This window comes from Alteromonas sp. S005 (assembly GCF_036864475.1).
Classification (GTDB): domain Bacteria; phylum Pseudomonadota; class Gammaproteobacteria; order Enterobacterales; family Alteromonadaceae; genus Alteromonas.
The window spans coordinates 66,637-83,069 of the sequence record NZ_JAZETN010000016.1 but is presented as its reverse complement, the minus strand read 5'-3'; the positions used below and the strand labels follow the sequence as shown (position 1 = coordinate 83,069).

At 44.5% G+C, this 16,433-nt stretch carries 13 protein-coding genes; 6 read left to right on the top strand and 7 right to left on the bottom strand.

The genetic code is table 11. The features are described from left to right. Positions 1 to 121: 121 nt before the first annotated feature. The 3 genes from V7R55_RS16290 to V7R55_RS16280 all read right to left on the bottom strand — a co-directional run bounded on the left by V7R55_RS16290 (position 122) and on the right by V7R55_RS16280 (position 2,983). Positions 122 to 1,543, bottom strand: a complete 1,422-nt coding sequence (locus V7R55_RS16290; RefSeq protein WP_334060325.1) for a sodium-dependent transporter — start codon at positions 1,541 to 1,543, stop codon at positions 122 to 124. A 329-nt stretch (positions 1,544 to 1,872) separates the two neighbouring features. Further along, on the bottom strand, positions 1,873 to 2,598 hold the full coding sequence (locus V7R55_RS16285) for an SDR family NAD(P)-dependent oxidoreductase (protein WP_334060324.1): 726 nt from the start codon (positions 2,596 to 2,598) through the stop codon (positions 1,873 to 1,875). Further along, positions 2,588 to 2,983 (bottom strand): thiol-disulfide oxidoreductase DCC family protein, encoded by a 396-nt coding sequence (locus V7R55_RS16280; RefSeq protein WP_334060323.1) that lies wholly within the window; start codon positions 2,981 to 2,983, stop codon positions 2,588 to 2,590. Before V7R55_RS16280 ends, V7R55_RS16285 begins: the two co-directional genes overlap by 11 nt. Before the next feature lie 258 nt (positions 2,984 to 3,241). Here V7R55_RS16280 and msrA point away from each other — a divergent pair, with 258 nt between their 5' ends. Further along, positions 3,242 to 3,787 (top strand): peptide-methionine (S)-S-oxide reductase MsrA, encoded by a 546-nt coding sequence (msrA, locus tag V7R55_RS16275; protein ID WP_269918363.1) that lies wholly within the window; start codon positions 3,242 to 3,244, stop codon positions 3,785 to 3,787. A 104-nt stretch (positions 3,788 to 3,891) separates the two neighbouring features. On the opposite strand, the gene V7R55_RS16270 is transcribed toward msrA, so the two are convergent. Next, on the bottom strand, positions 3,892 to 5,013 hold the full coding sequence (locus V7R55_RS16270) for a hypothetical protein (protein WP_334060322.1): 1,122 nt from the start codon (positions 5,011 to 5,013) through the stop codon (positions 3,892 to 3,894). 158 nt (positions 5,014 to 5,171) lie between these two features. Here V7R55_RS16270 and V7R55_RS16265 point away from each other — a divergent pair, with 158 nt between their 5' ends. The 5 genes from V7R55_RS16265 to V7R55_RS16245 all read left to right on the top strand — a co-directional run bounded on the left by V7R55_RS16265 (position 5,172) and on the right by V7R55_RS16245 (position 10,559). Next, positions 5,172 to 7,037, top strand: a complete 1,866-nt coding sequence (locus tag V7R55_RS16265; RefSeq protein ID WP_334060354.1) for an alkaline phosphatase family protein — start codon at positions 5,172 to 5,174, stop codon at positions 7,035 to 7,037. Between the two features lie 16 nt (positions 7,038 to 7,053). Next, a complete protein-coding gene (gene fldB, locus V7R55_RS16260) occupies positions 7,054 to 7,590 on the top strand; it encodes a flavodoxin FldB (protein ID WP_334060321.1) in 537 nt (178 codons plus the stop codon). 26 nt (positions 7,591 to 7,616) lie between these two features. Next, positions 7,617 to 8,405 carry a CLCA_X family protein gene (locus V7R55_RS16255; protein ID WP_334060320.1) on the top strand — a complete coding sequence of 263 codons (789 nt, stop codon included), beginning with the start codon at positions 7,617 to 7,619 and terminating at the stop codon, positions 8,403 to 8,405. A 142-nt stretch (positions 8,406 to 8,547) separates the two neighbouring features. Beyond that, on the top strand, positions 8,548 to 8,958 hold the full coding sequence (locus V7R55_RS16250) for an ExbD/TolR family protein (protein ID WP_015068094.1): 411 nt from the start codon (positions 8,548 to 8,550) through the stop codon (positions 8,956 to 8,958). A 182-nt stretch (positions 8,959 to 9,140) separates the two neighbouring features. After that, positions 9,141 to 10,559 (top strand): collagen-binding domain-containing protein, encoded by a 1,419-nt coding sequence (locus V7R55_RS16245; RefSeq protein ID WP_334060319.1) that lies wholly within the window; start codon positions 9,141 to 9,143, stop codon positions 10,557 to 10,559. Positions 10,560 to 10,592: 33 nt separating this feature from the next. Here V7R55_RS16245 and V7R55_RS16240 read toward each other — a convergent pair whose 3' ends face one another. Genes V7R55_RS16240 through V7R55_RS16230 form a run of 3 tightly spaced genes read right to left on the bottom strand, consistent with a single transcriptional unit; the run spans position 10,593 to position 16,431 of the window. Then, complete coding sequence (locus tag V7R55_RS16240; protein WP_334060318.1) at positions 10,593 to 13,058, bottom strand: cellulose synthase subunit BcsC-related outer membrane protein; 2,466 nt, start codon at positions 13,056 to 13,058, stop codon at positions 10,593 to 10,595. After that, the gene (locus V7R55_RS16235; RefSeq protein ID WP_334060317.1) at positions 13,055 to 14,152 is read right to left on the bottom strand and encodes a glycosyl hydrolase family 8; all 1,098 of its coding nucleotides are present in this window, start codon (positions 14,150 to 14,152) and stop codon (positions 13,055 to 13,057) included. Before V7R55_RS16235 ends, V7R55_RS16240 begins: the two co-directional genes overlap by 4 nt. A gap of 2 nt (positions 14,153 to 14,154) precedes the next feature. Next, on the bottom strand, positions 14,155 to 16,431 hold the full coding sequence (locus V7R55_RS16230) for a cellulose biosynthesis cyclic di-GMP-binding regulatory protein BcsB (protein ID WP_334060316.1): 2,277 nt from the start codon (positions 16,429 to 16,431) through the stop codon (positions 14,155 to 14,157). Positions 16,432 to 16,433: the final 2 nt, after the last annotated feature.

The following is a 16,433-nucleotide window of genomic DNA, read 5'->3' as shown; positions in this document are numbered from 1 at the left end:
CGATGAATTAAGAACAAATACGCTAAAAGAAAACGAAAACGGCAAGCCTCTGGCTTGCCGTTTATTATCCGAATTTACTGCTAGCACACAGCAAGTAGAATAGATTTGTGTGATAAACCTCTTAACCGAAAAGGCTTAAACCAAAGTATTTGACAGCCACCGTGTTTACAAAAATCACAAGTAGAATTAGCGGAATAAAGGTTTTTAACGAAACATCCACATACTTTTCAAACCAGCTGCCTTTATAGCCGCTGCTGCCTTCTTCCAAAGAAGCATTAAAATTAGCACTCTTCCAGCGATAAATAACAAACAAGCAGATTAGCAGCCCGTTTAACGGCAAAATAGTGTCGTAGAATACATCGTAAATTACGTCAAACAGCGATTTATCGGCGCCTGCGTAGTGCATAAATGACGTCAGCATATCAACTTTACCAAACGACAATGCACTTAAGATAGCCAATAAAATCATAATGCTACCCAAAGAACCAAGGGCCCATTTACGGCTAACACCTTTTTCGTCCATCAATGCCGCAACCGGTACTTCAAAAATTGACACTAGCGATGTAATGGCCGCAAAGAAAACTAGTAAGAAGAACAAGCTAGCGACGACAGAAGCGCCCATATAACCAATGGAGTCTTGTAGCGCTAGGAAAATACTAGGCAGATAAGTGAAAATCATACCTACGGACGATTCGCTTAGGTCATCAGGATTGATATCGGGGTTGAAAGAGAAGATCGCAGGAAGAATCATTAGGCCGGCCGTAAAAGCCACAGCTGTGTCTGTCAGCGCCACTAGCTTCGCAGCGCTAGGTACATCTGCACGTTTGTCGATATAGCTACCGTAGGTAATAAGAATACCCATACCTAACGACAGCGAGAAAAAGGCTTGGGATAGCGCACCGTTCACCACTTCCGCTGTAATTTTTGAAAACTCAGGAACAATATAAAATTCTACGCCTGCCATAGCGTTTTCGCGAGTGAGTACGAAGATAACAAGGCCGATAAGCATCACAAAAAGTGCGGGCATCAGCAGCTTCGCTGCTTTTTCAATCCCCTCTTTTACACCACCTTGGAGGATAAGATAAACCACACCAACAACGACAGCCATGTAGGCGAAGATAGACTCTGAATTAATAAATACCCCGAAGGTTGCGGGGTCGGCCAGTTTGTCTAAGTTACCGCTGACGGCTTCAAACAAATAACCAAATAGCCACACAGTGATAACCATGTAGAAAACGGCAATCATAAACGGCGTGGCAATCGCGAGCCACCCTGCAAACTTCCATTTCTTTTCGTTGCCACTGATAGCACTATACGCGCCCAGCGGGTCTTTTTTCGCATGGCGACCCACTGACATTTCTGCCAGCATTACCGGTAAACAAATGGCAAAAACGAAGATAGCGTACATTAACAGAAATGCACCACCACCGTTTTTAGCTGCACCGACTGGAAAACCTACCAAATTACCAATGCCCACTGCAGAACCTGCAGCAGCCAATATAAAACCTATGCGCGATCCGAACTGTTCTCTGGCCCCGCTCATATCCCTTCCTCTTGTTGAGTTATTGTTATAACAGTTCGCTTATCACTCATTGTGAAATACAAAAATACCTTGGTTAGAGAAAAGACTTTTTGCACTCATAATGTGTACTTGTTGTTTGCGCTCGATACTCATCGGTATCAAGCTGCGCGAACTGATATTATTTATTATCAGGATGGCGTTTGTTGTTATGACTCACGTGTGGCGTCAACGCGTTGTATTGCTGCCTCTATGGGCGTATCAATACGCTGCACCATTCCCAAAATAGCATGGTAACAGCAGTGAAATAAAAAGTCTTGATGTTGAACTTGCTGAAATGATGTTAGGCCGTATCACCAAGTTACCACTTCGCCATTCCAGTCGATAAAATGACAAGCTTGGTCACGATCAAGCGCTGAAAGGTGGTGAATAAGTTGTTTTGCAGTAAATTCCGGGGTAAATAGCTTTTTAGCGGACACATTCTTTTGAAAAGGCTTCGACAGGCCAGTATCAACAGTACCTGGGTGGTAACAAACAAGCATGACATCTTTTAATCTGCGCTTGTACTCTACCGAGGCTGTTTTGACAAACATATTGAGCGCGGCTTTTGATGAACGGTAGCCATACCATCCGCCAAGCCCGTTGTCTGATATGCTCCCTACTCTCGCACTTAGGCAAACAAGGGTGGACCCTTCTTTACTCATAATATTGACCAAATGCTTAAGCCACAAAGCGGGAATAATGCTGTTTGTCGCGAAGTACGCGGTCAGGGCTTCCTCGCTAACATCTTCTAAGCGTTTTTCGGGGTGAATTCCTTCGCTTTCGTTATGCAACAAACCGGTTGTTATTACTACCGTATTTAACACAACGTCTTGCTCAGCGAGTTGTTTTACAAAACCACTGATATGCTTATCATCCTGTTCAGAAATTTGATGATAGGAAACATCTTCTAAGTTGTTTTCTTCGTTTGTAGCTGCACGACTTACTGCAAACACCCTTGCGCCTGCACTGCGATATTGTTCAATAAGCGCAGACGCTATACCGCCAGATGCGCCAACTATGAGTACGTTATTTTTCATTCGGCTCTCCCGGTACACAGCGGTCACACTGGCGTTTTTTTCCCGTTAAAAAGTAAGAAATGGTATATCTGTGTTTTGCGAATACATTGTAGAAAGCATCCGCGGCATAACGAATGACTGGCCAGCGAAGCGGAGCATAAATCCAGCCCATACCTACTGCCTTCCACGCTTCATGGGTAACATCAAGTCCGGTAATTAGAGTACCGTCCTCGCGAAGCCCGTGAATCCTGGCATTAAGCGCATGCCAATCCATGTCTGGATAACGACTTGCAAAATCAGGGGCCTGAATGTCGACCAAAGTGAGTTTATTATGTTGGTCTCTTTTGCGTAGATGACGCATTTCGGCTATGCACAAGGGGCAATAACCATCGTAAAAAATAATCACTTCTACCTACCTCTGCTAAATAAGACGCTTATCGCTTAAAAGACGATTTCGCCCATGCAAACATGGAAAAACAAAAAATAAATCGCGTTTGCCGTGCACTGTCAGCACTCTTGTCGCGGCCAGTTTAAAACCGTTTTAAGCCGTCGCACGTTATTCTTATTTAATATTCGTTTATACGATAAAAAAACACGCTTGGATGACTTGTGTTGTGACTTACTGACACCCACACTACAAGCAAAGATTAAGAGAGGTTTTATTATGGCAAATTTACAAGTGGCCACTTTAGCAGGCGGATGCTTTTGGTGTATCGAATCTGCGTTTAACACTGTTGAAGGCGTAGAAAAAGCTATTTCTGGTTATGCTGGAGGTGAAAAAGCCGATCCAACCTATGAAGAGGTATGTACGGGAAGCACTGGTCATGCAGAAGTGGTACAAGTAACGTTTGATGCAGACAACATCAGCTACCGTGAAATTCTAGAGATTTTCTTCGCGCTACACGATCCTACTCAGCTAAACAGACAGGGTAATGATGTGGGTACACAGTATCGTAGTGCAATCTTCTATCACGACGATGCTCAAAAAGCAGAAGCTGAAAAAATTATTGCACAAATCACAGAAGAAGAAATTTGGCCTGACCCGGTAGTCACTGAAATAGTAGCCGTGAATAACTACTATGACGCCGAAGACTACCATCAGGATTATTTCAAAAACAATCCGCAGAACCAGTATTGCTCTATGGTGGTTGCACCTAAGCTTGCAAAATTCAAAAAGACTTTTGCTTCTCGCCTTCGTAGCGATGCATAGGTAATGTCAGCTTTTTTAGCGGCGTTTTCAGTCTGGCTAAAAACGAAAGGGTTGCTTGGTAGCAACCCTTTTTCGGTTTTAAGGACATCGCGAGTAGATAGACGCTAATCAAACCAAACGTCATTGATTTCTATCGGAAACAGCAACGGCGCTAAATCTTCATAACGCTTTTTATGCGCCTCACATACCGCATTTTTCATGTAATTCTTTTCCCACGGATCGTTGATAATCCATAGCGTACTATCAATGGTGACTAACCCTTCCATTGACGAATTATCCATTGTGTACTGTTCGCAATTTTGATCACTGGCAACAACAAAGATAATGGGAATGCGTTTCGTTGGCTTACTGCCACTGGTATCAATGACCCATAGCTCATTGTCGTTTCTTGCGGCACCAAGTAAAAAAGATGCGCCTGTTGAATGCGTATATAAAGCCAAGCCATTTATGGGGTGATTACCCGAGGTAAACGATGGAAGCTGAAGGTCTGGTTCGCTAACAGTTGCAAAATCGCTCGATGAGAAAAAGCCTTTATCGACAGACAATGTAAAGATCCTTGGCTGTCCCGCTTTGTCTTTTTCTAATGCTAAATACAAAGTGCCGTCGTCAGCCATCGTCAGGCCTTCAATACCATCGTTGGGGAAGTTACCTACTTCGAACTCTTTCGGAAATTGTAGTGGACGTACATTTGACATTTCAACATCACCATTGTCCTTGCGAGTTAATTTGACCAATAGGGTTGGGTAGTCTGTAGAGCCTGTATCTTCGTATTTGGTTTCACAGCGCGGGCTTAAGGCACCTGTACGGGTTGCATCTTCAGTGACGGTGTAGATGACATTAGAATCTCTAGGGTCTACCGCTAACGCTTCTAAATCTGGTTGCTCGCTCAAGTAGCCATAAAAGCAGCTTCGACGTACAGCTCGTGAAAATGAAAAGCGCTTACTAGACGCGCTTAGCCTTGCCGTTTCAGGCGAAATAGTATGTAACTTCAACTGCTGCGTAACATCCGCGCTTGCATCAGCAATGGTTACTAGCTGTCCGTCTAGCACCACAAGCCCTGATGTTTGAGGGTCAAACATAACTTTTTCATCTTCATCGAGGATCCACTTGCCTACCGTTGTTTCAGTCAAATCGGTGGGCTCTGGACTAATAATGACATCTTTGGGTTCGCTGCATGCGGTGACCAGCATCACGGTTAAAACGGTGGCGGATAAATATTTAAGCATAATATGAAGTCCTCTCTCGACTCACTAAAGCGAGAGCAAAAGCTAAAACTGAAAAAATTGTAAGGGAGTATATCGAGCATACCGTTTATGCACAAAAAAGAGTAAGGTTATAACTTATAAATCGAGTATTGAAGGAGAAAGTCATTCCTACGCAGCACTTGCCCCAAGTCATAGCAGGGCCAATAGTTAGAAAAGTGACGCCTACTGAAAGCCATATATGGGTAGTGACTAGTAGCGCAGAAACACCATCGCTAAAACTATCGTCTTGTGACCAGACAATAGCAGGTGAGTGTCAGAGTGAAACTGTACGCGTAGGTTCTTATGCTTTCATCCACCTCATCTCTTTTTATGCGGCCGACACTTTTAAAGACAGAGTGCGAATTAGCTATCAACTGTTATTTGACGATTCGTCTGCCCAAGCCGCATGGGAAAAAGAACAGCAGGCAATACTTTACGATGGTCAATCTTCTCCAAGCTTTCACTTCACAGAAACACCCGAAACTATTTTGCATGGCTCTTGCCGCAAGCCTCACTTCCACGAAGATGATGCGCTGGCGCGGGTTGACGTTTTACATAAGAATGCGTTCGAAAAGGGTGAGGACTTTCCCGATCTTTTATTGATGACGGGGGATCAAATTTATGCGGATGATGTCGCAGGGCCTATGCTTAAAGCCATTCACATTGTGATAGAGCGTTTAGGCCTTTACCACGAAACGCTTGAAGGCGCAGTGGTGAGCAACACGAGTGAACTTGCAACCCATGAATTTGGGTTTTATGAACGTGAACAGCTTCTGCCGCAAATAGCGACCAATACGGTATTGTCTTCCATTTTCTTTGGCGCCAAGAAAAAGCCTGTGTTTACGTCGGTAAATGCACAAAACCATTTAATTGGCAGTGCAGAGATCATCGCTATGTATCTGCTGGTGTGGTCCGATACGCTGTGGTCTGATGTCGCTATCGATAAAGACGGTATTTCAGAAAAGTACTCGAACATTTTCGATAAAGAAAATGACGCGCTTACAGGGTTCGTTAAACAATTACCACAGGTACGCCGAGCGCTAGCGCATATCCCAACCTATATGATCTTTGACGATCACGATGTGACCGACGATTGGAACTTAACTCGTGGTTGGGAACAAGAAGTTTATGGCAATCCTTTATCGAAACGCATGATCGGCAATGCACTCATCGGCTACTTGCTATGCCAAGGCTGGGGCAATGCGCCAAAAAAGGTTGCGCCCCTGATCGCGAAAGTACAAGAATCGATAAGTGAAGAAGGATCCACTGCACACGATGAGTTTATTAACGATCTTTTAGATTTTGACCAGTGGCATTATCGTTTAGATACCACGCCACCTATCGAGGTATTAGACACACGGACACAGCGCTGGCGCAGTGAATCAAATATGAACAAGCCCTCGGGTTTGATGGATTGGGAAGCGCTGTGTGATTTCCAGCATTCTATTATTGGCAAAGAATCTGTCATCGTTGTATCTGCCGCCCCTATTTATGGGGTTAAAGTTATCGAGGCCATTCAAAAAATATTCACGTTTTTTGGCAAGGCGCTCACTGTTGATGCAGAGAATTGGATGGCACATAAAGGTACTGCCAACGTTATGCTAAACATCTTCAGGCACTATAAAACCCCACCTGAGTTCATTATTTTATCGGGCGATGTGCACTATTCCTTTGTGTACGATGTGCGTTTACGCTTTAGACGAAACAGCCCCCATATTACACAGTTCACCTGCAGCGGCTTGAAAAACGCATTTCCAGATGGACTTATTAAGTGGCTAGATAGGTTAAACCGCCTGCTTTATCGCTCTAAGTCGCCTTTAAACCTCTTTACAAGACGTCGAAATATGTCAGTAAAAGCACGGGAGCCCAGCAAGGGTTATGGCGAATTATTCAACGGTTGCGCTATCGGTGTATTAAAAATTTCACAGAAAAACACCGATGTTCAGTGCAAAGCTTTGTTGAGCAACGGTAAAGAGGTAGAATTCCCAGCTTCTAAAGACGATTAGTTCAAAGAGGTATCTAATGAGTGATAGCGCACTGTCCATCGGATTATTTTATGGCTCCACAACCTGCTACACCGAAATGGCGGCAGAAAAGATCCAAGCGCAGCTCAATAGCCTTTTTGACGAAGAGATTGTCGACCTTCATAACATTAAAGATGTAAACCTGACGCGCACGGCCGAATACGACATCATCATATTTGGGATATCCACTTGGGATTTTGGCGAGCTTCAAGAAGATTGGGAGTCTCACTGGGAAGACGTGCACGGCTTAGATTTAGCAGGTAAAACCATTGCACTATTCGGCCTTGGCGATCAGCTAGGTTACGGCGAATGGTTTCAAGATGCACTAGGCATGCTTCACGACGCAATTATGCCTTCAGGTTGTAATATTGTGGGGTACTGGCCTAACGAAGGCTATGAATTTACGGCCTCTAAAGCGTTAACCCAAGATAAGACCCAGTTTGTCGGCCTGTCTCTTGACGATGAAAACCAGTACGACAAAACCGATGCCCGCATTGAGGCTTGGTGTGAACAGCTGCTGGTCTCCATGGCATGAATGTTTAATCCACTTGGATATCAGCGTTGGAAAATAAAGGTCGTCTTCATCAGCAGTTCTATCGTAACGGCCCAAGCCACCGAGACGGTGCGGACGTGTCATTTCAAGATATTCGTAAACTGTTTAATTTCGCTACGATCACGGTTGGCAGATGGGTAACCGCACAAGAACAACAGATCGCTGCCAATTTGTTTTTTGATGCGCTGTACGATCTGGTTGCGATCTTAAATATTAATGAGCAAGTGCTGTCTTTAAATGGGTCTTTGTCTCTTGCTTTTGGCAGTGGGGGGCAAAAACACAGTAGCGCCCACTACAACAGCGCAAAAAGGCAGCTGGCGCTAGCTAAAAACGCGGGAGCTGGGGCCCTCGCCCACGAGTGGTTTCACGCATTTGATCATTATATTGCGCCTCGTATGTTCGACGGCGTTGCTGCCGGAAGTTTCGCTACGCAGGCGTGGCTTGATAATGCACCTATGAACGCTCACCCTTTGAATCAAAAATTGAGCGATTGTTTCTCTTTATTGTTTTTAAATGATCAAAAAAGGCCAAATGAGTACTTTGTGCGATCCGTAGAGGCTGATCGCGCGCTAAAAATGTATTATTATGCTATGCCTCAGGAGATGGCTGCCCGTGCATTTGAAGCCTGCATTCAAGATCACGAGATCAAAAATGCGTTCTTAGTGCAAGGTACAAAAAAATCAACGGAAGCTAGACTTGGCATTTACCCTCATGGTAACTTGCGTACATCACTCAATCAGGCATTGATGTTGTATTTTTACCAATTAGGTGTCGCTATTTCACGCAAACAAACCTAGTTTGTTGTTTTATTACCGTGAAACTGAGTATTTTTTCAACAACAAGTGTTAATGAGCACACTGTTTTTATACAAAAGTCTGTATATTTTTGTAACAAGCAGTATACTAAATGGCTCGAACGTAACAGAAGAAAGAAGACGAGATGAAAAGAAAAAAGCATACCTCGGCTGAAGACGAGGCTCAGATTGATATGACCCCCATGTTGGACATCGTGTTCATCATGTTGATTTTCTTCATCGTAACGACCTCGTTCGTGAAAGAGAAAGGTTTAGACGTAAACCGTCCAGAAGACAATCAAGCGAAAAACGATAAGCCTTCTAAAGCGCTATCTATCCGTATTGATGCTGATGGCTCAATCATGATGGGCGGCCGTGAAGTTGATATTCGTCGCGTGGTTGCGAATACGCAAACATACCTGGCAGAGAACAACACTGACTCAGCAGCAATCCAGGCTCACGAAGACAGCGAGCACGGTACAGTGGTTGAAGTTATGAACCAAGTTAAAATTGCTGGTATCGAAAAAGTATCTGTTTTGGTTAAAAAGAGCAGCTAAAGCGCCTTTATAATTAAACACAAATCCTAAAAAGCCACCTTCGGGTGGCTTTTTCGTATGACCTCTTATACCAAAGTATCTCTTGTGCTATCGCACGAATTTTGTTCAGATCGTACTATTCGGTGTGTCTGGATAAACCATGTTGAAAATCGGTTCCAGACTCGGATGTCACTGGAGCCATTATGCACAAGAAACTTATCTACACCGCTATATTAGCAGCGGTGATGTCAGCACCTCAGGTGTCGGCAGCCAAAATTGAATTAAGCGAAGCGTTCGACTACAACGCGTTCATCTTCGATAGCTTTACAGGTAAATCTTCCGACGTTGAAGGAAGGCTAGCTGTCGGCGGCAAAATGGACGTTACTGACTTCAATGTTGGCCTGCTGTTACCACCAAACATGTCTGAATCTGCGCTTGCTGTAGGCGGCGACCTTCATTTCACTCGCGGTGATGTTCACGGTGGCTCGACTACCGTATCAGGTATGGTATTCGGTTCTGAACTTTCTTTCGATAAGGCAGTAAATGCCGAGCAGACTGTAAATTTAATCAATTCGACCGTGAAATCTGGCGGTATTACTTCGAAAGGCGATGTCAAACTAGGTAACTCAAACGTTATATCAGGTGATGTGCACGCAAACACCGTAAAACTTGGTGGGCCTAACAGTGTTTATGACAGCCTTAGCAATACTGATGAATATGGCTCTCAGGTCGAAAATGGAAATGTGTTTGCCGAATCTAACGTTGAGCTTGATAGCAGCGAGATTAAAGGCGTTGTAACCCTCAACGATATAAACAATTACACCGCTACAAACGGGTCTTCAGCGACCACTGTTCAACAAGGCAGTGTGAGCAAGGCTGACGTAAGCAATATCGACTTTGACGCTATAGCCTCCGAGGTTACTGAGCAGTCAAAGGATTTTGCATCAATGGCGGTGAATGGCACAACAGCATTGTCGTGCACAGATGCAGATGACCCCAAAAAAGCTACTTCGTGTAGCGATACTGACGCAACTGTATTAAACACCATCACGTTTTCAGGTACTGATGACATCAATATTTATGATATTGATACAAGTTGGTTCAGCGCAGCTGATAAACGTATCGTTTACGATTTTTCTACCACCAGTTATAACATTATCAATGTGTATGGAGATTCGGTAGAACTGTTTAATACCGGATTCTTTAATACGGCCTTTACGCAGGAAAACGAGTATTTTACAGAAACTGGCCAGTACAGAGACAATGACAACAATGAAGGTCAACGTCATGACGGCCTTTATACCAACAACATCTTGTTTAACTTTGTTGATGCTAAAGATCTCACCCTGCACAGTGTAGGCGTAAAAGGAAGTGTGCTGGCGCCGTATGCAGAACTAAGCTTCTACAATGGCCACGTAGACGGCAACGTTATTGCTAATCGCTTAGCAACACCGTTCGAAGAACTGATTAATGACGATGGCGAAACCTACGCTGCACCAACAGGCCAAATAAATAACTATCAGTTTGGCGCTATTAACGTTAGTGAACCTGCTTCAATTGCCCTTTTATTTGGCGCAGGGTGCTTCATGCTGGCTAGGCGTCGACAGGTTAGCAAGGTCTAAAAAGGATAATTAGGCCTTTTAACGGAAGCGGCTTTATAAAGCAAAGCCGCTTAATCGTGGTGAAGATAGCAAGAGCTCATCACTTGTTACTCCATTACCCTGCCCCTCTCGCCATCTTATCTGAATGCCCGCTTCAAACGCTTGATATTCGACTGCAAACGCTTTTCCAATGTAGCCAGCCACAATCCAGTTGCTATTGATACGATACTGGCCTTCGGCCATAAGATTACCGCTTAATCCCGTATCTGAGATTTCTCCGAGAGAAACCCCTTCTTCTACGCTTGAGTGCTCTCTTCCAATAGGAAAGCGCAAATCATCATCCTGTTTAACACGCGAGAGCGCAAGTGAACTACGCAGCTTAACCTGCCAGTTGTGTGCCTCTAAGGTTAGCAATTCAGAGTAGCCACCAATGCTGACAAACTGACTCGGGCTAAAATAGCCCCCGTTTCCTACAGTAAAGCCGCTCAAATTTTTATCAAAACTCGTATAGCTTATAAATGGCCCTACACGCCAATAGTCAAGGTTAGGAGATACGGTATCAGCTATCTCGTAGCTTACGTCACCACGAAGCGTTAGCGCGCTATTATCAGCAACCTGCTCGCCTTCCAATCGGCTTATCTGCGCAGTACCTGAAACCGACATATTGTCGGCAATTGAATGGGCAACTAATCCACGGATACCACTTTCTATTACATAGCCCCAAGTCTGCTCGCGGTTGGCATAAAGCGTTCCTGTCTGACTTAATAGACTGTCTTCTTTTTCTTTTCTGAAGAGAGTAGCTGCAACTGTTGTGAGAGGCAGGAACTTAGCTGCTGATATTTGCCCGGTGACTTTTGCGCCCACGGGTTGATCGAACATGCCATATTCTACGTTGGCGTAAAAATTAAAGTCTGGCGCTTGATAATAGGCTTCAGCACGCACACCTGTGTCTTCAAAACCGCTAATGCCCAGAGATGTTGTCTTTAATTGCCTGTCACCGAACCAATCATCAATTTGAGGAGAACCACTGTAGAACTGCTTATAGTCTAATGTAACTTGCCAAAGCCAGTTTTTATAACCGCTGCCAACGCCAATGTATTGAGACACTACATCAAAATTACCAAGCCCCTCGCCCCCACTTCGGCTGCGGGTATTTATCCCGTAAACTGCACTTAAGCCATCTTTAGTTTGTGCGGTAACCGCTTGTTGGTCATCGGTTTGATATGCTAACCAAAATTGTTTTCTCGGCCACGCGTTTCGTCTATTCCGCGCTTGCAAAATACTCTTTACTGCACTGTATTTTAAGGCTAGGCGATTTAATGTAGCGTCGTCACTTTGATTCAATGACACTAATTCATTAGCAATAACCGTATCGGTTGGCGTTTTCGATAGCACATGCTCAAACGCGGCCGTTGCGGCGGATGTGTCTTGTATTTCTTTTGCAGCCCAACCAATTAACGCACGCTCCTCTAGGCTTAAAGGTCGCAAGCGTTCAAGGGCTTCGCCAGCTTGAATACTCTCTTTGTAACGCCTCGTATCGTAAAGCTGTGCCTGACGACTCGCCAAGCCATCAGCGCAACGTCTAATGAAATCCTCAGTATCAATACTGCATGCCAAATCGAAAGCGTTTTGCTTGGCAATATCACTGCTTTGTGCGCTAAGTGCCAAGTACCGGCCTTCATTATCTTCTACCAAACTAAACAGTGCTTCAGCAAAGTTGTAATTCTTTAAATCGTATTGTTGCCACGCTGCGCCTTGTAGTACTTCTCTCGCGTAGCCACTAGTGTCAGATTTAAGTAACTGTGCCAGGGTTGTTGTATCACGCAGTGACAGTGCCTGCTGGAGTTTAATTCCCTTCACACTATTTAAACCTTGCTGCGCTGATTGTTTATCAATATCTCGAACAGCCAACTGCAAGGCTGCGGTAAACTGTTGGCTAGCAATCTCTAACATGCCTTTGTCGATAGCAGTCCACCCCATAAGCAAGTAAAAGTCCGTACGCTTTAACTGATTGCTTAACGCAATAAGTCTTTCTACTTTTTTCTTTGGCGTTGTCGCTCTAGCTTTAGGCGTTAATTGTGCAAACTTTTCTAGCGGAAGCGCTTTTGAAGCAGGCTTAGCGAACTGCTGTTGAGACGATTCGCGCAAGGCGTTAGATGTGGGGTCAGCCGAAGTTTTGTCTGACTTAATTACTCTCGGTACTGAAACAACAGGCTTAATAGTGCCTTTTAGTCGACCATTAATTCTATTTAGCTCAGTTTCGACTTCTTTCGGTACCTTCCAGCCGGGGTGACGGGCCTTTAAGCGCGTAAATTCCTCGTTGGCTTGCTTTACCTGCTGCTCGTTAATGTGATACCAAAGTCCAGTTAAATCGGGTTGTTCTTGCTGTGCCGGCAGTATGCCCAGATCTTTTTCTTTGTAGGTTGTTTTAGTCTGTCCGTACGCATGCATCGACCCAAAGGACGTAAGTAATGCGCTAAGAGCTAAGCATAGAGAGGTGAGTGTAAACCTTTCTTTCACGATGCGTTATCCAAAACCGCTAGCATAGAGAGCAATGTCAGGCTTGCAGAGTAATAGTCCATGTTGCGGTCAATTAAAGGCCACTCAGGCTTTTCTGGCGCTTCTGTTTTCATAAGGCTGGTTACTGCAATTTGAACAGACTTCATTCCTTCAGACATCTCGTACTCAGCGGTCTCCTCGTTTAACAAGTTGACGGTAGCTGGTGTAGGTGTAATCGCCCACCATGCATAATATGGAGCAAGCAACTTTTCGGTTAACTGAGTGTTTTCTCGAAATTGCGGTGACCACGTAAGCTGTAGTGGAATGCGGATCGCATTAAAGCCGAATTCAGGGGATATCACCTCGTCTAGGCTTACTGTGCCAATATCCTTATTGCCTGAGTCAGTATTGGTGGGCGTAAAACGCACCCAATCACTTGGCAACTGATAAGAAGAGAATTGCATCTTAGACAGTAAAGCTAAGCCCGACTTATAGAGCTTGTCCCAGCGTGCGGGCGCAGACGATATTTTTGCCAAATCAGTGATAGCGGGAAAAACCCAGTAAGACAAATTTAACTGCAAACTGTTCTTCCCTACTTGTTTAGACGTAAACCCGTACTCACCTGGTAACAACACAACGCTGTTTTTATTAGTTATCAACAACTTCTGTTCGACAGCACGTACAATTGTTTTAGCGTTTTCCAAATACGAACTTCCCCCCCACTGTTCATGCGCACGCAGTAGCGCCCAGGCGATAAGAATTTCGCCATCAGAGGCGTTATTGGGGTCATCGATACATGAAGCAGAATTATCAGCACAAGGGCGGTAGCGCCAGCTAAACAACCCGTCGTCACGCATTAATGTGCGTTTAGTCCAATGCCATAGTGCGTCGAAGGTATCTTTATCGTCGGCCGCAACAGCGAAGAGCATCCCGTAGCCCTGCCCCTCGCTGTGAGACACATTATCATTACCTGTGTCTATCACTCGGTCACCATCAATAAACAAGGCCTTGTAAGCAATGTATTGGGATGTAAACTCGCTATTATCTTTGGTAGAGCAAGACACTACGAAAAAGGCAATGCTAAGCAAAAGTGCTGCTTTGATAACGCGGTGCATTTTTACCATGAGTCCTGAACTTGTTTATTTCTGCGTTTAAGCAGTAAGTACACTAGCAGGCTTACAAAGAACACCACAAATACAAAGCCTATTAACCAATACCACGGATTATTCGATAACCATAACCTTAAGTGCAGCCAGGTATCATCAGCTTCGCCAACCTCATATTTATCGCTTACCTGCATAATAAGTGACGGAGAAAGCCCATCTTTCCACGCAAAGAAATCTCCCCCCATTTGTCCCCACATTGCCAAACTAACTAAATCTTCGAGTCTGGCGTTTAGTAACTCAGGGGTTTGAGCTGCCAAAATGAACAAGGTATCAGTCTGACTGGATACAGGGTGTGCCTGCGCGGTAAGGATAGCTTGCTCACCTAAATCACTTTTTTGTACGGTATGCCCGTCAACTCGCATCTCTTTGTAAGACAAGTCGCCTGTCATTGTTCGAATACGGTTGTATAAGTTGTTTTGTAATCTGTACGACCAACGTTTGGTTGCTTCAATTGCCGTATTGAATTCGCTCTGCTCTATCTCATCTAATGTATCTGGCGTACCAAGCACAATGACAGAACCCTCGGTGGAAAGATCATTACCCGATGCTACTTGCACATTTAACAAAGGTGCTTGCGCAACCTGAGCTAATTTTGCCAATAATGTTAATGCAGAATCTAAATAGTCGACTGATGGGATGGCAATCGTCGAAGGGGGAGCCGACTTGAAACGTGCGAATGGGTATGCGGTTTCAGAAAACAACGCCAAATCAGGTTGCACGGCCACACTTCCCGCCTCAGGAAGTTTTATAGCGGAAGAGTCATCGAGTTGGAAAACCAAATGTGAGCCAGGAATATCATCACACGGCACACCCGCTAGAGGCGCTCGCATAGTTACAGCGAAATCTAGATTATTTATACCGCCCTTGAAAAAGCGCGCGGGTATTCGTAATTGATAGTCTCTGAAAGACTGACCGTTAATGTTGTTCAGTGATAAGCCATGAACAAGCTCGTCATTCACGTTCACATTCAATACAGAGCCCGGTCCAAAACCGGCGCCGTAACCAAAGTCTAAGAGTAACTCCACGCTTGCGTTTTCGGGCACATAAAAGTCAGCAGGTAACCTAAATGAAACCCGTTTATTAAAACTTCCCTCGTTCCGGAATTGCGCCGTAGAAACACCAAAGTCTTCAAAGGTATAATTATTACCGGGGTTTAGCACAAGATTACGCTGCAGCGTTTCTGGGTTCATTTGAGACTGCGAGAGAACTGTGACTTGTGAAATAGGATTAATAACATCATCCATCACCGCTAATGCTTTTGCTGCCTCTAATACTTCGTTTTGAGTAGTACCGCTGACAATAAGACGATAGCTCGCAGGCACGATGACTTGATTATCCCTAATGAATGCTGGGGTGCGTTGAGTCTTAAGGAACGCGCCGTCAATGTCATTTATAACTTCGTCAGACAACACGGGAGACAGCGCTTCAACAGTGCCGACAAGTACGTGAATTGGCTGCTTTGGGATTGCATTTAAATACCAAGCTGCACGCTCATACCTTGCAACATTGCGCTCATTCCAAAAGCTATTCTCTGTATCTTCTATCTGTGGTAAAACATAGCCGTCATCGAAGCTAGCGGTCTCGATAACAAGAGGTTGGTATTGGTTTCTCAATGCAAGTGCTTGGGCAACTAAAGGCAAAGTTTGATACTTAGTTCGCTCATCTGTTTGTCGCGCCGTGTATAGCTGGACCTTTCTCTGCCCACCAATACCTGGGTGAAAAAAACCGCTAAGTTCTTCAAGAGTGAAGCGCTTCTCATTAAGCGAGGTAGACATCTTAAGTGTTGAATTATATGCATTAATTTCACTCCACAATTCAGGGGCACTCCCATCAACACATTGCTCTGCATAATGCTGACTTACAGCCAGTGACAATGAATTAAACCCTTCACGCCATAGCTTTTTCGGAACAACAACTTCAGAGACCAAAGAAGGCCTGTCAGGGTCAAACGCAATTTGGCCAATGGTGGCATTATTAAACCTGACAACAAGCTGTGAGCGTTTTTTTATGAGTGCCTGTGAACTAACCACTTCTAACGTTAATAGTGCACTATCTACGTCAGTCGCCGGGCTCAAAGGTATAGGAATGTCTATGGAAGCAGCCTTTCCCTCGAGGCGAACTGTGCTATCGCCACCGAAAAAATCGGTGAGACGGTAGGTATCAGTTTGTGCCGCAAGGGTAAAAGGCATACACAAACAAAAGATGAACATAAGGTATTTTTTTATCATTT

Coding starts and splice junctions, on each gene's coding strand:
- V7R55_RS16290 (WP_334060325.1), bottom strand. CDS start 1,543: ATGAGCGGGGCCAGAGAACAGTTCGGATCGCGCATAGGTTTTATATTG.
- V7R55_RS16285 (WP_334060324.1), bottom strand. CDS start 2,598: ATGAAAAATAACGTACTCATAGTTGGCGCATCTGGCGGTATAGCGTCT.
- msrA (WP_269918363.1), top strand. CDS start 3,242: ATGGCAAATTTACAAGTGGCCACTTTAGCAGGCGGATGCTTTTGGTGT.
- V7R55_RS16270 (WP_334060322.1), bottom strand. CDS start 5,013: ATGCTTAAATATTTATCCGCCACCGTTTTAACCGTGATGCTGGTCACC.
- fldB (WP_334060321.1), top strand. CDS start 7,054: ATGAGTGATAGCGCACTGTCCATCGGATTATTTTATGGCTCCACAACC.
- V7R55_RS16250 (WP_015068094.1), top strand. CDS start 8,548: ATGAAAAGAAAAAAGCATACCTCGGCTGAAGACGAGGCTCAGATTGAT.
- V7R55_RS16245 (WP_334060319.1), top strand. CDS start 9,141: ATGCACAAGAAACTTATCTACACCGCTATATTAGCAGCGGTGATGTCA.
- V7R55_RS16235 (WP_334060317.1), bottom strand. CDS start 14,152: ATGCACCGCGTTATCAAAGCAGCACTTTTGCTTAGCATTGCCTTTTTC.
- V7R55_RS16230 (WP_334060316.1), bottom strand. CDS start 16,431: ATGATAAAAAAATACCTTATGTTCATCTTTTGTTTGTGTATGCCTTTT.